The organism is Rhizobium altiplani, assembly GCF_001542405.1.
Lineage (GTDB): Bacteria > Pseudomonadota > Alphaproteobacteria > Rhizobiales > Rhizobiaceae > Rhizobium > Rhizobium altiplani.
The window spans coordinates 15,116-34,931 of sequence record NZ_LNCD01000145.1 but is presented as its reverse complement, the minus strand read 5'-3'; the positions used below and the strand labels follow the sequence as shown (position 1 = coordinate 34,931).

18 protein-coding genes are annotated in these 19,816 nt (G+C 60.1%); 3 read left to right on the top strand and 15 right to left on the bottom strand.

What is annotated here, in order from left to right; all coding sequences use genetic code 11:
- Positions 1-11: 11 nt before the first annotated feature.
- Positions 12-710 (top strand): 6-phosphogluconolactonase, encoded by a 699-nt coding sequence (gene pgl / locus AS026_RS36715; RefSeq protein WP_062375907.1) that lies wholly within the window; start codon positions 12-14, stop codon positions 708-710.
- A 60-nt stretch (positions 711-770) separates the two neighbouring features.
- Positions 771-2,591 carry a phosphogluconate dehydratase gene (edd, locus tag AS026_RS36710; protein WP_062375902.1) on the top strand — a complete coding sequence of 607 codons (1,821 nt, stop codon included), beginning with the start codon at positions 771-773 and terminating at the stop codon, positions 2,589-2,591.
- A 73-nt stretch (positions 2,592-2,664) separates the two neighbouring features.
- Here edd and AS026_RS36705 read toward each other — a convergent pair whose 3' ends face one another.
- From AS026_RS36705 to AS026_RS36680, 6 genes are all read right to left on the bottom strand, one after another.
- Positions 2,665-3,018, bottom strand: coding sequence for a hypothetical protein (locus AS026_RS36705; RefSeq protein WP_018856824.1), 354 nt, complete (start codon positions 3,016-3,018; stop codon positions 2,665-2,667).
- A gap of 269 nt (positions 3,019-3,287) precedes the next feature.
- A complete protein-coding gene (locus AS026_RS36700; RefSeq protein ID WP_018856823.1) occupies positions 3,288-4,379 on the bottom strand; it encodes an ABC transporter ATP-binding protein in 1,092 nt (363 codons plus the stop codon).
- Between the two features lie 21 nt (positions 4,380-4,400).
- The gene (bglA, locus tag AS026_RS36695) at positions 4,401-6,053 is read right to left on the bottom strand and encodes a beta-galactosidase BglA (protein WP_062375898.1); all 1,653 of its coding nucleotides are present in this window, start codon (positions 6,051-6,053) and stop codon (positions 4,401-4,403) included.
- A 26-nt stretch (positions 6,054-6,079) separates the two neighbouring features.
- On the bottom strand, positions 6,080-7,243 hold the full coding sequence (locus AS026_RS36690) for a carbohydrate ABC transporter permease (protein WP_018856821.1): 1,164 nt from the start codon (positions 7,241-7,243) through the stop codon (positions 6,080-6,082).
- Position 7,244: 1 nt separating this feature from the next.
- Entirely contained in the window at positions 7,245-8,258 is a 1,014-nt protein-coding gene (locus AS026_RS36685; protein WP_018856820.1) for a carbohydrate ABC transporter permease, read from the bottom strand.
- A gap of 164 nt (positions 8,259-8,422) precedes the next feature.
- Positions 8,423-9,787 carry an ABC transporter substrate-binding protein gene (locus AS026_RS36680; protein WP_025659514.1) on the bottom strand — a complete coding sequence of 455 codons (1,365 nt, stop codon included), beginning with the start codon at positions 9,785-9,787 and terminating at the stop codon, positions 8,423-8,425.
- A gap of 286 nt (positions 9,788-10,073) precedes the next feature.
- Between AS026_RS36680 and AS026_RS36675 the strand changes: the two genes are divergently transcribed.
- On the top strand, positions 10,074-11,120 hold the full coding sequence (locus tag AS026_RS36675; protein WP_062375895.1) for a LacI family DNA-binding transcriptional regulator: 1,047 nt from the start codon (positions 10,074-10,076) through the stop codon (positions 11,118-11,120).
- On the opposite strand, the gene folD is transcribed toward AS026_RS36675, so the two are convergent.
- From folD to flhA, 9 genes are all read right to left on the bottom strand, one after another.
- Positions 11,099-11,998 (bottom strand): bifunctional methylenetetrahydrofolate dehydrogenase/methenyltetrahydrofolate cyclohydrolase FolD, encoded by a 900-nt coding sequence (gene folD / locus AS026_RS36670; RefSeq protein WP_025659516.1) that lies wholly within the window; start codon positions 11,996-11,998, stop codon positions 11,099-11,101. The two genes, AS026_RS36675 and folD, sit on opposite strands and share 22 nt — an antisense overlap.
- Positions 11,999-12,115: 117 nt before the next feature.
- Positions 12,116-13,846, bottom strand: coding sequence for a GumC domain-containing protein (locus tag AS026_RS36665; RefSeq protein ID WP_062375892.1), 1,731 nt, complete (start codon positions 13,844-13,846; stop codon positions 12,116-12,118).
- A gap of 87 nt (positions 13,847-13,933) precedes the next feature.
- On the bottom strand, positions 13,934-14,764 hold the full coding sequence (locus tag AS026_RS36660; protein WP_245307750.1) for a WecB/TagA/CpsF family glycosyltransferase: 831 nt from the start codon (positions 14,762-14,764) through the stop codon (positions 13,934-13,936).
- A gap of 304 nt (positions 14,765-15,068) precedes the next feature.
- A complete protein-coding gene (locus AS026_RS36655) occupies positions 15,069-15,575 on the bottom strand; it encodes a hypothetical protein (protein ID WP_062375884.1) in 507 nt (168 codons plus the stop codon).
- Positions 15,575-15,940 carry a hypothetical protein gene (locus AS026_RS36650; protein ID WP_018856813.1) on the bottom strand — a complete coding sequence of 122 codons (366 nt, stop codon included), beginning with the start codon at positions 15,938-15,940 and terminating at the stop codon, positions 15,575-15,577. The genes AS026_RS36655 and AS026_RS36650 overlap by 1 nt, the downstream gene beginning before the upstream one ends.
- A 17-nt stretch (positions 15,941-15,957) precedes the next feature.
- Positions 15,958-16,524 (bottom strand): rod-binding protein, encoded by a 567-nt coding sequence (locus AS026_RS36645; protein ID WP_025659520.1) that lies wholly within the window; start codon positions 16,522-16,524, stop codon positions 15,958-15,960.
- Positions 16,525-16,555: 31 nt separating this feature from the next.
- Positions 16,556-16,969 carry a hypothetical protein gene (locus tag AS026_RS36640; RefSeq protein ID WP_018856811.1) on the bottom strand — a complete coding sequence of 138 codons (414 nt, stop codon included), beginning with the start codon at positions 16,967-16,969 and terminating at the stop codon, positions 16,556-16,558.
- 4 nt (positions 16,970-16,973) lie between these two features.
- Positions 16,974-17,726, bottom strand: coding sequence for a flagellar biosynthetic protein FliR (gene fliR / locus AS026_RS36635; RefSeq protein ID WP_018856810.1), 753 nt, complete (start codon positions 17,724-17,726; stop codon positions 16,974-16,976).
- Positions 17,723-19,810, bottom strand: coding sequence for a flagellar biosynthesis protein FlhA (flhA, locus tag AS026_RS36630; protein WP_025659521.1), 2,088 nt, complete (start codon positions 19,808-19,810; stop codon positions 17,723-17,725). Before flhA ends, fliR begins: the two co-directional genes overlap by 4 nt.
- Positions 19,811-19,816 lie beyond the last annotated feature (6 nt).

The window sequence follows — 19,816 nt, the reverse complement described above, 5'->3', positions numbered from 1 at the left end:
GATAAAGAACGATGGCAGCGACGATGCATGCTTTTGCCAATGGCGCGGAACTGGCTCGCAACCTTGCCGACAAAGTCGCTGCGTCGCTTTCCGCGGCAATCGACGCACGGGGAGCGGCAACCTTTGCCGTTTCCGGCGGCTCGACGCCGAAACTGTTTTTCCAAGAGCTTTCGGCCCGCGATCTCGACTGGACCAAAGTGACCATCACACTCGTCGACGAACGCTTCGTAGCGGCGAACAATCCGCGCTCGAACCATCTGCTGGTGGCCGAAAACCTCCTGCGGAACAAGGCGGAGGCTGCAAACTTCCTGCCGCTCTACCAGGCAGCAGGCTCGGTCGAGGAGGCTGCGAGGCTTGCGACAAGCGCGACGGCCAGGATCGGCAATCCCTTCGATGTGGCGATCCTCGGAATGGGCGGCGACGGCCATACCGCCTCGTTCTTTCCGCGCGGCAGCAATCTGAAGGTCGCGCTCGATCCCAACACGCCGCGTGGTATCATCACCATGGAGGCGGAGGGCGCGGGCGAGCCGCGGCTCACCTTCACCTTCTCCAGCCTTCAGGATGCAAAGCTGCTCGTGCTTCACATCGAAGGCGAGAGCAAGAAGGACGTCCTGACGAAAGCGCAGAGCGCCGGCGACGAGGCAGAGATGCCGATCCGCGCCATTTTGCGGCGGGCGGCGAGCCCCGTCGAAATCTACTGGGCTCCATAAGCCTTCGGGCAGATAGCCGCGAACGAAAAACTGAAGAGCAAACAAGGCAGGATACCTCCCATGTCCGCTAATGCACGCATTTCTGCGATCACCTCCCGCATCGTCGAACGATCGAAGCCGACACGCGGACTTTATCTGGAGCGCCTGCGCAATGCGACCTCCAAGGGTGTAAGCCGCTCGGTTCTCGGTTGCGCCAACCTCGCGCACGGCTTTGCGGTCTGTTCCCCCGCCGAGAAGGACGCGCTTGCAGGCGACCGCGTGCCAAACCTCGGCATCATCACTTCCTACAACGACATGCTCTCCGCGCACCAGCCCTTCGAGCATTATCCGGCGATCATCCGCGAGGCGGCAGCGGAAGCCGGGGGCATCGCGCAGGTCGCCGGCGGTGTTCCTGCCATGTGCGATGGCGTCACCCAGGGGCAGCCGGGAATGGAGCTTTCCTTGTTCTCGCGCGACCTGATCGCCATGGCTGCCGGCGTGGGCCTCTCCCACAACATGTTCGATGCCGCGCTTTTCCTCGGCGTCTGCGACAAGATCGTGCCCGGCCTTGTCATCGCCGCCCTCTCCTTCGGGCATCTGCCGGCGATCTTCGTGCCGGCCGGTCCGATGACGTCGGGCCTGCCGAACGACGAGAAGTCACGCGTGCGCCAGCTTTATGCCGAAGGCAAGGTCGGCCGCGCCGAACTGCTGGAAGCAGAGTCGAAGTCCTACCACGGTCCGGGCACCTGCACCTTCTACGGCACGGCGAATTCGAACCAGATGCTGATGGAGATTATGGGCTTCCATATGCCCGGCTCCTCCTTCATCAATCCAGGCACTCCGCTGCGCGAAGCCTTCACACGCGAAGCTGCCAAGCGTGCGTTGACGATTACGGCCCAGGGCAACGAATACACGCCGGCCGGCGAGATGATCGATGAGCGCTCTATCGTCAACGGCGTCGTCGGCCTGCACGCGACCGGCGGCTCGACGAACCACACGCTACACCTCGTCGCCATGGCGCGGGCAGCAGGCATCCAGCTGACCTGGCAGGATATTGCCGAGCTATCCGAGATCGTGCCGCTGCTGGCGCGCGTTTATCCGAACGGCCTTGCCGACGTGAACCACTTCCACGCCGCCGGCGGCATGGGCTTCCTTATCAAGGAGCTGCTCAAGCACGGCATGGTGCATGACGACGTTCGTACGGTCTTCGGCCATGGCCTGCAGGCTTACACGATCGATCCCCGCCTCGGTGACGACGGCACGATCGTGCGCGAACCGGCACCGGAAAAGAGTGTCGACCCGAAGGTGCTTGCCAATATCGAAACCCCCTTCCAGGCCAATGGCGGCCTGAAAATGCTTCGCGGCAATATCGGCAAGGCCGTCATCAAGATCTCTGCAGTCAAGCCGGACCGCCACGTCATCGAAGCGCCGGCCATCGTCTTCCACAGCCAGCAGGAACTGCAGGACGCTTTCAAGGAAGGCAAGCTCAACAAGGACTTTATCGCCGTCGTTCGCTTCCAGGGACCGAAGGCGAATGGCATGCCGGAACTGCACAAGCTGACGCCGCCACTCGGCGTGCTGCAGGATCGCGGCTTCCGCGTGGCACTTCTGACCGACGGCCGTATGTCCGGCGCTTCGGGCAAGGTTCCGGCTGCAATCCACGTGACACCGGAGGCTGTCGATGGTGGTCCGATCGCTCGCATCAAGGACGGCGACATCATTCGCCTCGACGCGATCGCCGGCACGCTGGAGGTACTGGTCGATGCTGCCGATCTGGCGGAACGCGAGTCCGTGGTTGCCGATCTTTCCGAGAACGAATTCGGCATGGGCCGCGAGCTGTTTTCGCCCTTCCGCCGCGCCGTCGGTCCTTCGGATCGCGGGGCCAGCGTCCTCTTCCATTGAGGCAATAGCCCGCTCTAGAAACAACGAAGCCCGCGAGGAAACTCGCGGGCTTTGCCTTTGATGCTTGGCGAAATCAGCCGCGGATGTCGAGCACGCGATCGCGGTGTGCCGGGTGTGTGCTGTAGACGAAGATCTTGTTGAGTTCCTTATCATTTAGCATGCGCAGAAAACGAACTTCGATGGTGTTGTTGGCATTCACCCGCGTTAGCATGCAGCCGATCTTGGTGATGCGTGCATCCGGGATATCGAGATAGAACTGCTTCGGAAGGGCGTACTGGGTGAGGAGCGCGAGGACGGCCGTGCTCTTCGAAATGCGAATGATATCGCAACGCCGGGACGCCATGTGCATGACGCCCTTCTCAGTATATTCGATGCGTGCGGCATTCATCGTATCCTCCATTTTGAACCGCACTTCGCGGTCGTACATGAAGGATTCCTCCTTATTTAGAAAGTGCTGCCCGGAAGGCATTGGATTCGATGCTGCCACCGCCGTATTCCCTTCGATATTCAATGAGGAAATACTAGCTGGCGATGTTTAACAGAAGGTGAGATTAGTTTCGATCCGGCACGCTATACACACTGAACGCCGCAGCGAACCTGCAAGAATAAACCCGTTTTCGATCAAATACATAACAAAGCCCGGGCAACACATCGCGGTCCCCGGGCCTGATTTTTCTCGTTCGCAACGAGGCAACTTTATTTACGATATGTGCGCCCTTCCGCATCGAAAAGATGCAGCTTGGAGCGGTCGGCCGAGAAGTGCATCTTCTGGCCCTTCTTGATATCGTAAATGCCAGGCAGCTTGACGATGATCGGCTCGCCCGGAACGAGACCCTCGATGTAGAGCAGTGTCACTTCGCCGAGCGCTTCGACGATCGAGACTTCGCCCTCGAAGAGGTAGTCGTCGCCGGCACCGGCGATGCGTAGATCCTCGGGGCGAACGCCGAAGCTCGCGGTCTTGCCCTTCTCAGAGCCCGCCGTCGGAATGTCCAGCGTTACGGACTTGCCGCCGGTCAGCGTCACCGTCGTTGAGTTGCCAGCCTCGGTAATCGTCGACGGAATGACGTTCATGGCCGGAGAGCCGATGAACTTGGCGACGAAGAGATTGGCCGGACGCTCGTAGAGCTCCAGCGGTGCGCCCACCTGCTCGATGTTGCCGGCGGAAAGAACGACGATGCGGTCGGCAAGTGTCATCGCCTCGACCTGGTCGTGCGTGACGTAGATCATTGTCGTGCCGGCCATCTGCTCGCTCAGGCGGGCGATCTCGATGCGGGTCGCGACACGAAGAGCTGCGTCGAGGTTCGACAGCGGCTCGTCGAAGAGGAAGACCTTCGGATTGCGGCAAATGGCGCGGCCGATGGCAACACGCTGGCGCTGACCACCGGAGAGCGCTTTCGGCAGGCGATCGAGATATTTGCCGAGTTGAAGACTGTCGGCCGCCGCACGAACACGGCGATCGATCTCCTGCTTGTTTTCGCCGGCGATCTTCATGCCGAACGCCATGTTGTCGTAGACCGTCATGTGCGGATAGAGCGCATAGGACTGGAACACCATGGCGATGCCGCGCTTCGACGGCGGCACATCGTTGACCAGCTGGCCATCGATATACATGTCGCCACCGGTAATGTTCTCCAGGCCGGCAATCATGCGCAGCAGGGTGGATTTTCCGCAGCCCGAAGGGCCGACGAACACAACGAACTCGCCCTCCTTGATCTCCAGATCGATGCCGTGGAGAACGTCCACGGAACCGTAGGATTTGCGAATATCCTTGAGCGTCAGTCCAGTCATTAAATCCTCCTCCTCAAGTCGTCAGGCGAGACGAGCGAAGTACGCTCCCCATGCCGGAATATCGATCTTCTCACCGTAGTTATTGCTGACGAAGCCGTGGCCCGTCAACGCCTGCCAGTCACCGGCAGGCAAAACGACGGCACTTTCGGTAGCGCACATGTTGAAGACGCAAAGCAGCTTTTCGTTGCCGTACTCGCGCACGAAAATCAGCACGTCCTCCTGCGGTTCCATGAACTCGATCTCGCCCTTGGCAAAGGCCGGATGCAGCTTGCGGAAGGCGAGGAAGCGGCGATAGTGCTCGAGGACCGAGTTCTCGTCGCCCTGCTGGACGCTGACGGCGCGCAGGATGTGTTCGACAGGAACCGGCAGCCACGGCTTGACGGTCGAGAAGCCGCCCTGGGCGACCTGGCTATCCCAAACCATCGGCGTGCGGCAACCATCACGGCCCTTGAATTCCGGCCAGAACTGGATGCCGTAGGGATCCTGCAGGTCCTGATAGGCGAGATCGGCCTCGGTCAGGCCGAGTTCCTCGCCCTGGTAGAGGCAGACGGAACCGCGCATCGTCATCAGGAGCGACGCATACTGCTTGGCGAATGCATCGTGATCGGCGACCAGCGAGCCCCAGCGGCTGACATGGCGCATGACATCGTGGTTGGAAAACGCCCAGCAGGCCCAGCCATCGGGTGCCGCGGCCGCGAAGTCTTCCATCACCTCCTCGACGCGTTCGGGCGACAAGGGGTCGGGCGCCAGGAACTCGAAGGCATAGCACATATGCATCTTGTCATTGCCTGACGTGTATTCGCCGACGATCTCAAGACCGCGTTGACTGTCGCCCACCTCGCCGACGGCAGCAATCGCCGGAAACTCCTCGAGCACGGCGCGGAACCGCTTCAGGAACTCCAGGTTCTCCGGCCGGTTCTTGTCGTAAAGGTGCTCCTGGAAGTTATAGGGATTGACCGCAGGAGCGGTTGAGGCGTTGCGGCGCTCGGGGGCGAGCGCCGGATTGTCGCGCAGTTCCCTGTCGTGGAAGTAGAAGTTGATCGTATCGAGGCGGAAGCCATCGACGCCGCGCTTCAGCCAGAAGCGGACGACATCAAGCAACCGGTCCTGAACCTCGGGATTGTGCAGGTTCATGTCCGGCTGCGAGGTCAGGAAGTTGTGCATGTAGTACTGCATGCGCGTCGGATCCCACGCCCACGCGGAACCGCCGAAAATCGACAGCCAGTTGTTCGGCGGCGTGCCATCAGGCTTGGCATCAGCCCAGACATACCAGTCGGCCTTCGCGTTGGTCTTGCTGGATCGGCTCTCGACGAACCAGGGATGCTGGTCCGAGCTGTGCGAGATGACGAGGTCGATCATCACGCGAATGCCGAGGCGATGGGCCTCTGAAATCAGCGTGTCGAAATCCACCAGCGTGCCGAAAATGGCATCGACGTTCTCGTAGTCGGAGACATCGTAGCCGAAATCGCGCATTGGCGAAGTGAAGAAAGGCGAGATCCAGATCGCGTCGGCGCCGAGGGCGGCGACATGCGGCAGCCGGGCGGTGATCCCCTTCAAATCGCCGATGCCGTCGCCATTGGAGTCCTGGTAGGAGCGCGGATAGATCTGATAGATCACCGCGCCGCGCCACCAGTCCTTGTCGGCCGTCAAAATGGATTGGGATGCCATGCTCATGTTTCCTGTTCGATCGTCTTGGGTTGCTAACCGCCCTTGACCGAGCCCGCGAGCAGACCACGCACCAGATAGCGCTGCAAGCCGAAGAACACGAGCAGCGGTACGACAATGGTGACGAAGGCCGAGGCCGTCAGGATTTCCCAGTTGCCACCCCGTGACCCGAGCAGCGCGTTCAGCGCGCCTGTCAGCACGAGGTGGTCCCTGTCGGTGCCGAGGAAGACCATGGCGACAAGCAGGTCGTTCCACACCCACAGGAACTGGAAGATCGCAAAGGATGCGAGCGCGGGGAAGGACAAGGGCAGTACGATACGGGTAAAGATTTCAAAATCGCTGGCGCCGTCGACGCGGGCGGACTCAATAATTTCCCTCGGGAGACCGGCGATGTAGGCGCGCAGCAGATAGATTGCGAGCGGCATGCCGAAGGCAGTGTGCGCGAACCAGATGCCGGGATAGGTCTTCGACGGAGCGTCGAGCAGTGCGCCGATTCCGTTGTAAAGTCGCAGAAGCGGAATGAGCGACATCTGCAGCGGCACGACGATAAGGCCGACAACAAGCGCGATCAGCAACGCGCGCCCCGGAAACTCCATCCAGCTCAGCGCGTAGGCCGCGAAGGCGGCGATCAGGATCGGGATGATCGTCGCCGGGATGGTGACAGTCAGCGAGTTGATGAAGGACTGCCCGATACCCTCGCTGGTCAGAACGTTCTTGTAGTTCTGCAGCGTGAATTCCGGCGGCGTGGCGACGGAAATGTAGACACGGCGGCCGCCGTCATCCGGTCCGAAGGCGGCATACTTCATATAGCGATAGTTGCCGTCGGCTGCGACGGTGAGCGACACGCCGTCGCCGAGATCAGCCGTCTCGCCCGCCTTGTAGGCGGACGGCTGCTGGACACGCGTGCCGAAAGCGCGGATGGAGCGCCCCTGCTGTCCTTCCAGCACATTGCCCGAAATGACGTAAATGGCGCCTTCCTGCTTCTGCTGGTCGGGCTGTCCAAGGCGCACGGCAACGGTGCGTGACGAACCCGCAAAGGCCGTCCACCAGCCGGAGACGACGAGCTGGTCCTTGTCGCGCAACGCGCTGACAAAGATACCGAGCGTCGGGATCAGCCACAGAACGACGATCACGAGGACCGCAAAGTGGACAAAGAGACGGGCGGGGCCGATCTTGAAGAAATCTCGGGTAAGCGTCATCTCAGTGGCCTCCCAGCTCGCGATTGGCGCGACGGACGTTCCAGACCATGATCGGCGTCACGGCCAGCATGATGATCAGCGCGATAACAGCACTTCGGCCGGAGTCACCACCGCCTCGGAACAGCCAGTTGAACATCAGGTTGGCGAGCACCATCGTATTCCATTGACCGTTGGTCATGGTCAGCACGATGTCGAAGACCTTGAGCACGAGAATGGTAATCGTGGTCCAGACAACGGCGATCGTACCCCAGACCTGCGGCACCATGATGCGCCAGAAGATCTGCCAGCCGTTTGCGCCATCGATGACGGCGGCTTCAATGGTTTCCTCAGGGATGCCGCGGAGCGCCGCGGACAGGATTACCATCGCAAAACCGGTCTGAATCCAGATGAGGATGATCATCAGGAAAAAGTTGTTCCAGAAGGGAACCGAGATCCATACCTGAGGCGTCCCGCCGAACAGCTGGACGATCGCGTTGAGGAGGCCGATCTGCACATCGTTGCCGCCGCGGTATTCGTAGATGAACTTCCAGATAACCGATGCGCCGACGAAAGAGATCGCCATCGGCATGAAGACGATGCTCTTGGCAATATTGCCCCACCAGATGCGGTCGGTCATCACGGCGATGACGAGGCCGAAGAAGGTGCAGGCCGCCGGCACGACCGCCAGCCACAGGATGTTGTTGAAGATCGACTGGCGGAATTCGCGGTCGGTGAAAGCCCACTGATAGTTCGCAAAGCCGACAAACTGCTCACCGGAGCGATCATAGAAGGACAGGATGAGCGTCGCGACCACGGGATAAACGAGGTAGACGACAAGGAGGAGAAGGGCCGGCCCGATGAACAGCCACGGGCGGATCATCGCCCGGCGATTCAGGTTGCGCGCTGCGGAATGGATGTCACCATCCTTCACCGGCAGGGACCAATCAAGGATCTTGTTGGAAAAATAGAAATAGGCCGAGCAGGCGAAGACCGCCACGACCACGACCCCCAAAGCGGAAACTATCTGCGACAGCATTCGTCCCTCCCCCTGCTACCCTGTCTGTCCTGACGGGTATGCGCGCCGATGTCGTCACGCCGCCATCGCTCGACGCGACAGGCGACAGTGGCCGGACACTCCCAGTATCCGGCCATGTATTTCAACCATGCCGCCGCAACCGACGGCATGGAACTCAGGCGATGTTACTTGATCGCGTCCCAGGCACCCTGAATTTCCTTGGCGGTGTCTTCCGCAGACTTGCCACCAACGAAATCGACCATGCCTGTCCAGAATGCGCCCGCGCCGATCTTGCCCGGCATCAGGTCGGAACCATCGAAGCGGAAAGTCGTCGCAGTCGTCAGGATCTCGCCTTCCCGCTTCATCTGATCGTTTGCATAGGCTGCCGTGTTGACGCCCTTGTACGGCGTCAGGAAGCTGGACTGCGCCATCCAGACTTCGTGTGCGATCGGTGTCTTCAGGAATTCAACGAACGCCCGGGCGGCCTTGGAGTCCTTCGTGACGGTTACGAGCGTACCAGCGCCCAGAACCGGCTTGCCGAGATCGGCATGCGCCGCATAGGTCGGCATATAGAAGAAGTCGGCATCCTGACCGAGCTTCGTGCCTTCTGGGAAGAAGGACGGAATGAATGAAGCCTGGTGATGCAGATAGCACTTCGGCGGCACGCCGAAGAGACCCTTCGGGCTGTCGCGGAAGTCGGTCGCAGCTACCGCTGCAACGCCACCGCTGACATACTTCTCGTTCTTGGCGAAGGAGCCGAATTCCTCGACCGCGGCAACGACGGCCGGATCGGTGAACTTCACTTCGTTGGTCGTCCACTTGTCGTAAACATCAGGCTTCTGCTGGCGCAGCATGATGTCTTCGATCCAGTCCGTTGCCGGCCAGCCGGTCGCACCACCGGAGCCGAGGCCGATGCACCACGGCACGCCGCCGTCCTTGACGATCTGGTCCGTCAGGGCATGGAGCTCTTCCATGGTCGTCGGGACCTTGTAGCCTGCTTCCTTGAAATTCTCCGGCACATACCAGACAAGCGACTTCACGTCGGCCTTGTATGGGAAGGCGTAGAAGGCTTCCTTGCCGTCCTTGCCCTTGTAGGTGCCATAGCCAACCCAGCTGTCGCCGGCGCCATAGTTTTCCTTGACCCAAGCGGAGGTCTCATCGCCGAGTGGCGTCAGGAAGCCCTTGCCGGCGAGGTCGGCGAGAAGGCCCGGCTGCGGCAGGATCGCGATGTTCGGCGGCGAGCCAGCCTGCGTGTCGATGACGATCTGCTGTTCATAGTTTTCCGAAGACGAGTACTTGGCGTCCACGCCGGTCGCTTCGGTGAAATAGGCCAGAATGCTGCGGAAGAAGGCTTCGTCTTCACCGCGCCATGGCCCGAAGATGGTCATCTGCTCGCCCTTCAGGTCGGCATGGGCAGCCTTGAAGTCGTCGTAGCTCTTCCAGTTGAACTTCGAATCCTGCCCGGGGGCAAACTTCAGATCGGCAGCCGACGCGGCACCCGCAGCAAGAAGCGCCGCCGCGGCAACGCCCATCAAAAACGTCTTTCTCATGTGATCAACCTCCCATCACAATCCCAACCGCACTTTTGAAACTATTTGGATGCCGTTCCAAAGCGCTTTGACAAATGCACTCATTTCACTTTCGATGGAAAAGAGTCAAGCTATTTCGCGAAAAGGGCAGCAGACGCGGCCCTGTTATCCCCGAAGTACCGACGCCACACCCTTGGGAATATGGCGCGATTTTGCTTGAGTCAAGCGGTGCAGCTGCTACATAATTGAAAGCGCTTTGGATGCCATTGGGAGCTGGCGGCCAGTGCGAGCGGAGGAAGCATAACACGTGAATCTCAAACAGCTATCGGAATTGCTTGGACTGTCGCAGACGACGGTAAGCCGCGCATTGAACGGCTACCCCGAAGTCAATGAGGCGACGCGCGAGCGCGTGTTGCAGGCCGTCAAGGAAACCGGATACCGTCCGAACAAGGCGGCCCAGCGGCTTGCGACCGGCAAGGCCGGTTCCATCGGCCTCGTAATGCCAACCGCTCCCGACCACTATTCGGACGTCCATTTCGGCGAATTCCTGACGGGCCTCGGCGAGGAGGCCGTGCGCCACGACTTTCATTTCGTGATCATGCCGGCCGATCCCAACGACGAAGTTGGCGCGCTGAGGCGGCTTGCGATCAGCGGCAATGTCGATGCGCTGTTCGTCGCCTATATGCGCGGCCATGATCCGCGACTACCGATGCTGAAGTCGCTTTCGATGCCCTTCCTCGTGCATGGCCGCTCCTTCGGCTCCGAGCCGGACTATCCCTACCTCGACATCGACAATGAAGGCGCTTTCTACGATGCCGCGCGCCTGCTGCTTCAGCTCGGCCATACGCGCTTTGCCCTGCTCAACGGGCCGGAGCATCTCGACTTTGCGATCCGTCGCAAGAACGGAATGATTGCCGCACTTTCCGAGCGGGGATTGTCGCTTCCGGACGATCACATGAGCCACACATCAATGACGGACGAGCTTGGCCAGACCGCAATGGAGCGCTTTCTGCAGATGCCGGAGCGGCCGACGGCCATCCTCTGCTCCAGTACGGTGTTGGCGCTTGGCGCGATCCGCGCCGTAAACCAGGCCGGCCTGAAGCTCGGGGAGGAAATCTCGCTGATCGCGCATGACGACGTCCTGCCACATCTGAAGCCCGAGAACTTCTCGGTGCCGCTGACGACGACACGATCCTCGCTTCGGGCGGCAGGCGTGCGCATCGCTCAACGGCTCATCGGAACGATCAAGCAGGAAGGGCCCTTCCCGGAGCAGGAGCTCTGGAAGACCGAGCTGATCGTCAGGGCCTCAACGGGCCCTGCTCCACGGCAGGATCAGAATGTCGGCGGTGTCTGACCGGCGGTGCGATGGGCGGCAATGACGGTGTTGGCCATCAGCATCGCAATGGTCATCGGGCCCACACCACCCGGAACCGGCGTAATGACATCGGCGACCCTTGCCGCCTCTTCAAAGGCGACATCCCCGACCAGACGAGTCTTGCCTTCACCTTTCTCGGGAGCCGGAATGCGATTGATGCCGACGTCGATGACCGTGGCGCCGGGCTTCACCCAATCACTCTTGACCATTTCCGGCCGGCCAACGGCGGCAACCAGAATATCCGCATTGCGGCAGACAACGGGCAGATCCTTGGTGCGCGAGTGAGCGATGGTGACCGTCGCGTTGGCGTTCAGCAGCAACTGCGCCATCGGCTTGCCGAACAGGTTCGAGCGGCCGATGACGACGGCATTCAGGCCCGAGAGATCTTCGCCGTGCGTGCGGCGCACGAAGACCATCGCGCCGGCTGGCGTGCAGGATACCAGGCCCGTTACAAGATCGCCGGTTGCAAGCTTGCCGGCATTGACGACGTGCAGACCGTCGACATCCTTTTCCGGCAGGATCGATTGGATGATCGGTTCGGATTTCAGATGCTTCGGCAGCGGCAGTTGCACAAGGATGCCGTGGATCGAGGGGTCGTTGTTCAGCGACGCGACGAGTGCCGCCAACTCATCCTGCGTGGTCTCGACAGGCAAAGTGTGCTGGACGGATTTGAAGCCGCATTCCTTCGCCATCTTGCTCTTGGAGTTGACGTAGGCGTGGCTGGCCGGGTCATTGCCAACGATCACGACCGCAAGACCCGTCTTGACACCGCTCTGCTTGTCCAGCGCCGATGTCGCCGCCTTCACCGTTTCGATTACGGAAGCTGCGACCTGTTTGCCATCAATCACTGTCGTCAAGACTATCTCCTGCCCTTGCTTTCGCCCATTGTAGCCGGTGGCGCCGAGCGCGATTTGCCTGTCCACGCCCTATCCTGCCTAAAATGGCAAATGCAAGAACAATCGTGTCGCAGCTGGTCAGGATGCCGCCTGCCGGGTACGCAACCTGTCGCGCATGGCGGCGAGCTCCGCGCGTATAATGTCCACTTCCTGCGGCATCGCGGCAGGCTCAGCTGCCGATGGCGCGACGACAACCGGCTTCGGGGCGGGAGTGGGCAGCGACGGTTCCTTCCTTGCGGACGCCGTGAACCTGGCGCGCGCTTTGAAAGACACTGTCGCAAGACCAAATGCGAGGCCAGCAAAGGCGCCGAGCAACGTGGGGAGCCAGCCCTCCTCCGCCGGCACTGCGGCGACCTGCACCGCCTTCTGCAGTCGCAGGCTGCCGGCACCAGGCGTCACCGCTCCGGTCGTGATCGCATCCTCAAGGCGCTGGCGTGCCGCACTCGCCTTGTCGCGAAGCTCGGCGAGTTTCGCCAGGTCGACACCCGTATCCTTGCTTTGCGCAATCAGTGCATTGCGACTGTCGCTTAGCTGCCGCTTCTCGACGGTCGCCTGCTTCATCTCGTCGGTCGTTTCGCGGAGCAGCCGGGCGATGTCGTCACCGATCGCTGCTTTCAAGCCGTCGACCTCTGCCTGCTGAGCTTGCAAGCGGGGATGGCGGGGACCGAGATTGGCCGACAGCTGTGAATGAGACAGTTGTGCCGCCACATACTTGTCGCGGCGATCGACGAGCGTCGGCGACATGAGGTCCGCATCCAGCGTACCGGCAATGACATCGCCAACCTTCGCCGCCTTCAGACGACGGGCCCTTTCCTGGGTAGCAGCAATTCGCTCGTCCCCTGCCTTCAGTTCCGCGTCCATGCTCCCGATCTGCCGCTGCAGATCGATGGCAACCTTCACGTTGCCTTCGCCACTTTTCTGCGTGAAGGCCGTAAGATCGAGTTGCGCCGCGTCGGCCGCCTTCTTCAGCGACCCGTCTTCGGCCGCGGCCTTTGTGGTTCCTGAGCCTGTCACGACAGACGCCAGGTAGTTCGCAATGCGCGCGGATTTCTCGGCGCTGCCGGTCGTCACCTTGAAATCGATGGTGCCGGCGTGAGGGTCGCTCGTGGTGCGGATCGCGGAAACGAGCGATGCTTCTGCGTGCGAAAGCGGATCGGCGGCAGCGCCATCGGTCGAAAGCAGGTCGACAGCCACCGCAAACGCATCCGAGGAGAGGCCGAAAAATTCCGGATCGCGATCGAGTTTCAACGCAGCGACCGTTGCCGCGATCACGTGGGAAGACCGAAGCGTCTTCTCGGCCACTTTAGCGACGGCCGCACGGCCTTCGCCGTCACCTTGGACAGCGAGCACAGCGTCAGCGCTATAGCGCGTCGTTTCGGCCGGGATCAGGGCACCGCTCGCCGCGCCCAATGCGGAGATGAGAGCAACTATCGCAAGTGGCTTCAGACGCTGCGATTTCGGTGCACTGTGTTCGGTAGGCAGCGTGGCGACGTTCGGGGTCGCTGTCGCTTCTGTGGCGCACGTAACTTCCGAAGGCACAACAGAGGACGGATCGATCGCGGCAGCCGCTGCATCGTTCGCAGCCTCGAGCCGCTTGCCCAGGATCGTTTCGATGCGGCTGACAAGCGGCGGCGGCGCCTCGGCATCACGTCTGGACCGCTGCCGCTCGAGCGCACGCTCGATCACCCCGAGCAATTCTGCCTCCGCAGCCGGCATCGCGGCCGCAGTTTTGGATGGCATCGCCACACGCTCGCCCTTGACCGCCACAGGTCGGCGGAAGGCTTGGCTTCTCGGGTTGTTGTCGTACATCGCCAGATCTCATGCGTATGAACGGTCGAAGCCATCCGCGAAAGCGGACGGGTTAACCAACACTAAAAGTTCATGGCAAAGAAAAGGTTAACTGGCCGACCTTGCGTCGGTCAGTTCCGTATCCGCATGCGGCGTTCCGTCGTACCGGAGGGCGTAGTACAGGAAGGCAGCAAAGCCCAGGCCGGAACGAAGGCCAGGGCGCGCCGGCCATTGCGTCCAGCGATAGGCGCGTTCAAGTCCCACCGTCCGTACAATCTTCGGCACGGGGCGGATCATACCGGCCACGACATCGAACAGGTCGCCGACAGCAAGCACTAGGCGAGCGTGATCCGCCCGGATGTTCTCTTGGATCCATTTTTCCTGAAATGGAGTGCGCGCTCCGACGACGAGTATGTCGAGCATTTGCCCGTCGATCTGATCTACGATCCGCGACCTGCCTTCTGTGTGGGAGAGGGTGTCGGAAATGACGGTGAACTCGTGCCATGGCGCGTGCCGACGGAATTTCGCTGCAGTCAGGCGAGCCTCTTGAGGGTTCGTGCCGATAAGGCCGATGCGGCGCGGTGTCTCCATGAACGTCAGCAGCGCCGGCACGAAATCGGCGGCCCTCAAGCTGGCAGAGAACGGCGAGCCATGCGCCACCTTCGACGCGATGTTGAAACCTGGACCATTGGGAAGCAGCAGGTTTTGTGCAAGAACGGCGCGATAGTCGCTGTCGCGCAGCGCCATGAGCATGTTGCGCGCGGTGACGAAGGAAACGGATGTCTGCCCGACCGGTATCGACAGGAGTTCATTGAAAAGCACCAGGGCGTCATCCCAGCCTAGGTCGCAGACCGGCAGATCGAAAATCGCGCGGCGCGACGACAAGACCGCGAAATTCGCGATCAGGTTCATGCCGGTTTCCTGACGATAGTGTTTCATGCGCATGCATCCCCGAACAGATCACATAGCCGCACCAGACGATTCAGCATCGACCGGTGGCGTTGGCCTGGGAGCGCATGAGAGAATTCCGAGAAACAGAATGTCAGTGCACAGTCAGCCCATCGGGCCGGTCTTGTAACAGCGCGATTTCAACTATCTCTTAGGAAAACCGTTTGAATTTCGCCCCTTGGTGGAAGGAATTATTAACCGTCTACAGTCGGCACAAAAACGCAGAAACGGCGCCCCAAGGGCGCTGCCCCAAGGGCGCCGCTTAAAGCAAGGACCGAGTCACTCTCTGGCAGCTTTAATCCGCTACCGGTTCCGGAGCGACGACGTTGACGGGCTTGCCCGTCCTCTTGTGTTGTCCGGAGTCACTCGTCTTGGGGAGGTAGTCGAGCTGTTCCAGCATGACCTGCTCGATATACTCTCCACCCAGATGCTGGTTGACGTCCTTCTTTATCATCTCCCGAAAGGCGTTCGGATCGAAGGATTTCATGTTGGAGATGTCGATCATCTTGTTGCCGACGAGCAATGTAAAGAGCTCGTCGGTCGTCATTTCCGTCAGAGGCAAGGACACGTTCTTCACCGCGTCCTTGTTCATCATGAAAGAGATCCTGCCGAGGAAGTAGCCGGTAATTGTACCGTCGGCGATGATCGGCACGGTGATCGTCTCGCCCTTTACAAGCTCGAGCCGGCTTTGCTTGGAATCATCGGGGGCCGGCGCAGGTGCCGTTGCCATGTGCACCGAGAAATAGACCGATGCCAGCGTGATCGCGCAAACCCAGACGCCTGTCAGAACGAGCTTAATCATCAAGCGTCACGTGCTACGAATTGCTCTTGGGAATAGGTGCCGTCGGCGTCCGCATCCTGGACTGCATTCTTCAGGAGATCGGCAACGGTGCGGACCGCTTCCAGATGCGCTTCGACGCGCCGTGCGTTCAGCACCAGCTTCTTCTTGAGCCCATGCAGCTGATCAAGATGCGTGGCAGCCAGTTCCTTCGGGTCTGTGTCGCGGAAGAGCATCGACAGCTCGTAGAGGCAGCGGCTCTTGTGCGTGTTCGACACCTTGAGATCGAACTGCGGATCGTTGCCGATACGCGTGTTCTCGTTGTCGATAATCATTTCGAGGCGTCCAAGAACCGATTTGATACGATAGTCGTTCGAGATTATTTCCATTTTTGTCCTCGATTTTCTCAGGCGTCATTGGCGGACTTGTTGTCCGCAGTTGGTGTACCGAAGGTCTTGCGCTGGAAGTCGTCGATCATGCTCATCGCCATGTTGCGATCGTCCTGATCGGTGGAAGCGTTGGCGACCTTGCCTTCCTGCTTCTTCAGCGCATCGTGATAGAGCTGCTTGGCAATGCCGATGCCGTCGCCCTTCGAAATCTCGTTGCCGAGCTGTTCGGCCATCATGCCCTTCCAGATATCACCGGTGGCACCCTTGCCGTACACTTCTTCGCTGTCGTTCGGCAGCATGTTCTTGATGAAGTTCTGCAGGACCATGGCCTCGAACTTGCGGTAGGTTTCCGGCACCTCTTCTGTCTTGGTGCTGCGGTTTTTGCTGTCGCTCAAACCGGTCTTGCCCGCGGCGCGATCGAGAATATCGACGGCCGAGGTAAAGCCGTTGCCGGCTTCGGCAAGACTGTTGGCGGCAAACGCCGCTTGGTTTGCCTTCAGTTTTTCCTGGGCTGCCTGCACCTCGAGCGGGTCGGCAGCTTTGACAACATCCAGGACCAGATCACTCGGAGGTGAAATAGCCAAGTCACAATCCTCTTGATTAAGATTGTGACGATTATGATTTTTGAAGCTTGCTGGAGGCTGGCGTACCGAATTTTTGATCGATGAGATCATAGACTGCGTTGTCGGCGGCTTCGCGGCGCTCGGCCTCGAGCGCCTCACGCATGCCGTCTTCCAGGCGATCGCCCTTGGCGCGTTCCTGAACAACGCGCATTTCGTGAATCTGCTGCATGCCGATCAGCTGCTTGTCCTTGATCCCCAATCGGTTGAAGCGATCCGCATAGCTTTGCGAGAAGGCATGATGGACCGGGTCCATGGAGCCGAGCGCCAGGATGACGCTGTCCATTTGCTCGTTGACTTCCGACCGCTGACGGCTCGTTTCGGCAAGGTCGAATTCAGCCATCTGCTCCAGATGACGTTGAACCGCCACGAGGCGTTTCAGTTTCTGTGAGCGCGTCTTGTCCACCATGTCGCTACCTGCCGATGAACACGCTGGCGAAGGATTGGCCGAACTGGCTAACCAGCGCCGCCACTGAGAAATAGAACAGGAACAGGCCGCCGAGAAGCAGATAGGGCGTCGAAATGAAATACACCGGAATCTGCGGCGCCAGCTTGTTGATGAAGCCGATCGCGATGTTGAACATCAGGCCGTAGATCAGGAAGGGGCTTGAGAGCCGCAGCATGATCATGAATGTCGATGACAGCGTGTCCGTGAACGAGATCAGCGTGCTGCGCATCTGCAGGATGCCTCCGAAGGGCATCGACGTGTAGGAATCGACCAATGCCCTGAAGACGACGTGATGAAAGTCCATCATGAACAGGATCATCATGCCGGCAAAGGTGATGAACCCTGAAAGGCTGCTTTCCGGGGAATCTTCGAAGATATCGCCCGCGCTCGGTTGAGTGTAGCCGACCATCATCGCAATCACGCTGGCTGCGAACTGCAGGCCGAGCGTGTAAAGCCGAGCAAGCATGCCGTACATGACGCCAACCAGCGACTCGCTGAAAATGTAGCCGATATAGGTGGCGTTCGAGGTGTGGACGATCGGATAGACCGTTTCCCAGAGCACTGGAAGGATTGCAAGGGATAAGGCAGCTGCAATGAAAACCCGCAAGTGCGGTGCGACACGGGCAGACGAAAAGCCGGGCATCACGAGAACACAGCCGCCGATCCTGCAGAAGATCAGGAACAGCGCCAGGACGGTCCCTTGCGGGTCTGTTATCATGAAATGGAGCCCAGAATCTTTATCTCGATGCCCTTGGCCAGCTCGACATGCGACAGGACCGGGAGCGTTGCGAACAATCGTTCGATGATCATGCGCACATAGGAGCGTGTTTCCGGCGAGGTGACAAGGGCGAACGGCAGGCCGCGATCCATGAATTCACGGATAACTTTCGTCGCCTGCTCGCTGAACTCTTCGAGCATGCGCGGGTCGATGTCGAACTCGATGATCTCGCCCTTGTTGTCGCGCTTCAGCGCCTGATGGAAGGCGAGATCCCACTTGCTGCCGAGTCGCAGCACGCGAAGCACGCCGTTGTCCGCGAGATCGCCGCAAAGCTGCTGCGCCATGCGAACACGCACATGCTCGACAATCTGCTCGGTCTTGCGGACATGCGGCGCGAGTTCGGCGACGGCTTCCAGGATGAGGTGCAGGTTGCGGATCGACACACGCTCGGCGAGGAGCAATTTCAGCACGGCCTGCAGGCCGGAATAGGACATGTGCGACGAGCAGATCTCGTCCGCCAGCTTCTTGTATTCCGGATCGAGCCTGTCGATCAGGACCTTCACATCCTTGTACGACAGGAGCGCCGGCAGATTGTTGCGGATGACTTCGCTCATATGCGTCAGGACGACAGAAACGTTGTCGATCGGCTGGAAACCCTCGCGCTTCAGATCGTCGGCGAATGCTTCGAGTATGGAAACCGCCGGCATGCCGAAGGCTGGTTCGCGAATCTCGTCGCCCGGAATGCTTGGCTTGCGGCCGGAGCCGGTGACAACAAGAACTTCGCCAACGCGCAGCATGTTGGACGCGACCGTCGTGCCGTGAATTCGGATCTGATAGGACTTCTCGGCAATCCCGATATCGTCCGTGACCTTGATCTCCGGAACAACGAAACCGTACTGCGTTGCGAACTTCTTGCGCATCTTGCCGACGCGGAAGGCAAGCTCCTGGTGAGCGCCGAGCAGGCGTGTCGACACCATCTTGCCGAGCGCGAGCTCGATTTCCGATGTGCGCAGCACCGACTTGACGGAATCCTTTTCGAGTTCCTTGTTCTGGACGACCTTCTTTTCTTCCAGCTCGCGACGAGCCTTGTTCTCCGCCTCGACCTGGCGGGGAATGAACCAGGCACCAAAGGCTAGCAGACCGGACAGGAACATGAAGGGCACAAATGGCAGACCCGGCATCAGGCCGAGGATCGCCATCAGAACCGCCGAAACAGAAAGCGCCCGCGGATAACCGCTGAGCTGGTTGACGACTGCCTGTTCGGTGGAACCGACGGTGCCGCCGCGCGACACGAGAAGGCCGGCTGCGAGAGAAACGATGAGGGCCGGCATCTGCGAAACGAGACCGTCACCAACCGAGAGCTTGACGAAGACGTCGGCGGCTTCGGAGATCGGCATTCCATGGCGGAAGTAACCGATGATGATGCCGCCGAAGACGTTGATGCAAGTGATCAGCAAGCCGGCAATCGCGTCGCCGCGAACGAACTTGGACGCACCGTCCATGGCGCCGAAGAAGGAGCTTTCCTCTTCCAGCTCCTTGCGGCGGCGCTGTGCTTCCTTCTCGTCGATGATGCCGGCCGAAAGGTCGGCGTCGATCGACATCTGCTTGCCGGGGATCGCATCGAGGGTGAAGCGCGCGCCGACTTCCGCGATACGCGTAGCACCCTTGGTGATAACGATGAAGTTGATGGTGATCAGGATCAAAAAGACGATCAGACCGATCACGAAGTCGCCGGACATGACAAGGCTGGCAAAGCCCGCGATGACACCGCCGGCGGCATCATGACCCTCGTTGCCATGCGATAGGATGACGCGCGTCGTCGCGATGTTCAGCGCCAATCGCGTCATGGTCGCGATCAGAAGAATGGTCGGGAAGGACGAGAAATCGAGCGGCTTCTGGATCCACAGCGCCACCATCAGGATCAGCACCGAGAAGGCGATCGAGAAGGCCAGTCCCATATCGATCAAGAACGGCGGGATCGGCAGGAAAAGCACGCAGATAATAACGATGATGCCCATGGCAAAACCGATATCACGTACGCTAAGTCCGGCTTTCGGGAGGGGGAGTGCAGGAGGTTGCGCCATTTCGAT

Coding starts and splice junctions, on each gene's coding strand:
- pgl (WP_062375907.1), top strand. CDS start 12: ATGGCAGCGACGATGCATGCTTTTGCCAATGGCGCGGAACTGGCTCGC.
- edd (WP_062375902.1), top strand. CDS start 771: ATGTCCGCTAATGCACGCATTTCTGCGATCACCTCCCGCATCGTCGAA.
- AS026_RS36705 (WP_018856824.1), bottom strand. CDS start 3,018: ATGTACGACCGCGAAGTGCGGTTCAAAATGGAGGATACGATGAATGCC.
- AS026_RS36700 (WP_018856823.1), bottom strand. CDS start 4,379: ATGACTGGACTGACGCTCAAGGATATTCGCAAATCCTACGGTTCCGTG.
- bglA (WP_062375898.1), bottom strand. CDS start 6,053: ATGAGCATGGCATCCCAATCCATTTTGACGGCCGACAAGGACTGGTGG.
- AS026_RS36690 (WP_018856821.1), bottom strand. CDS start 7,243: ATGACGCTTACCCGAGATTTCTTCAAGATCGGCCCCGCCCGTCTCTTT.
- AS026_RS36685 (WP_018856820.1), bottom strand. CDS start 8,258: ATGCTGTCGCAGATAGTTTCCGCTTTGGGGGTCGTGGTCGTGGCGGTC.
- AS026_RS36680 (WP_025659514.1), bottom strand. CDS start 9,787: ATGAGAAAGACGTTTTTGATGGGCGTTGCCGCGGCGGCGCTTCTTGCT.
- AS026_RS36665 (WP_062375892.1), bottom strand. CDS start 13,846: ATGTACGACAACAACCCGAGAAGCCAAGCCTTCCGCCGACCTGTGGCG.
- AS026_RS36660 (WP_245307750.1), bottom strand. CDS start 14,764: ATGAAACACTATCGTCAGGAAACCGGCATGAACCTGATCGCGAATTTC.
- AS026_RS36655 (WP_062375884.1), bottom strand. CDS start 15,575: ATGATTAAGCTCGTTCTGACAGGCGTCTGGGTTTGCGCGATCACGCTG.
- AS026_RS36650 (WP_018856813.1), bottom strand. CDS start 15,940: ATGGAAATAATCTCGAACGACTATCGTATCAAATCGGTTCTTGGACGC.
- AS026_RS36640 (WP_018856811.1), bottom strand. CDS start 16,969: ATGGTGGACAAGACGCGCTCACAGAAACTGAAACGCCTCGTGGCGGTT.
- fliR (WP_018856810.1), bottom strand. CDS start 17,726: ATGATAACAGACCCGCAAGGGACCGTCCTGGCGCTGTTCCTGATCTTC.
- flhA (WP_025659521.1), bottom strand. CDS start 19,810: ATGGCGCAACCTCCTGCACTCCCCCTCCCGAAAGCCGGACTTAGCGTA.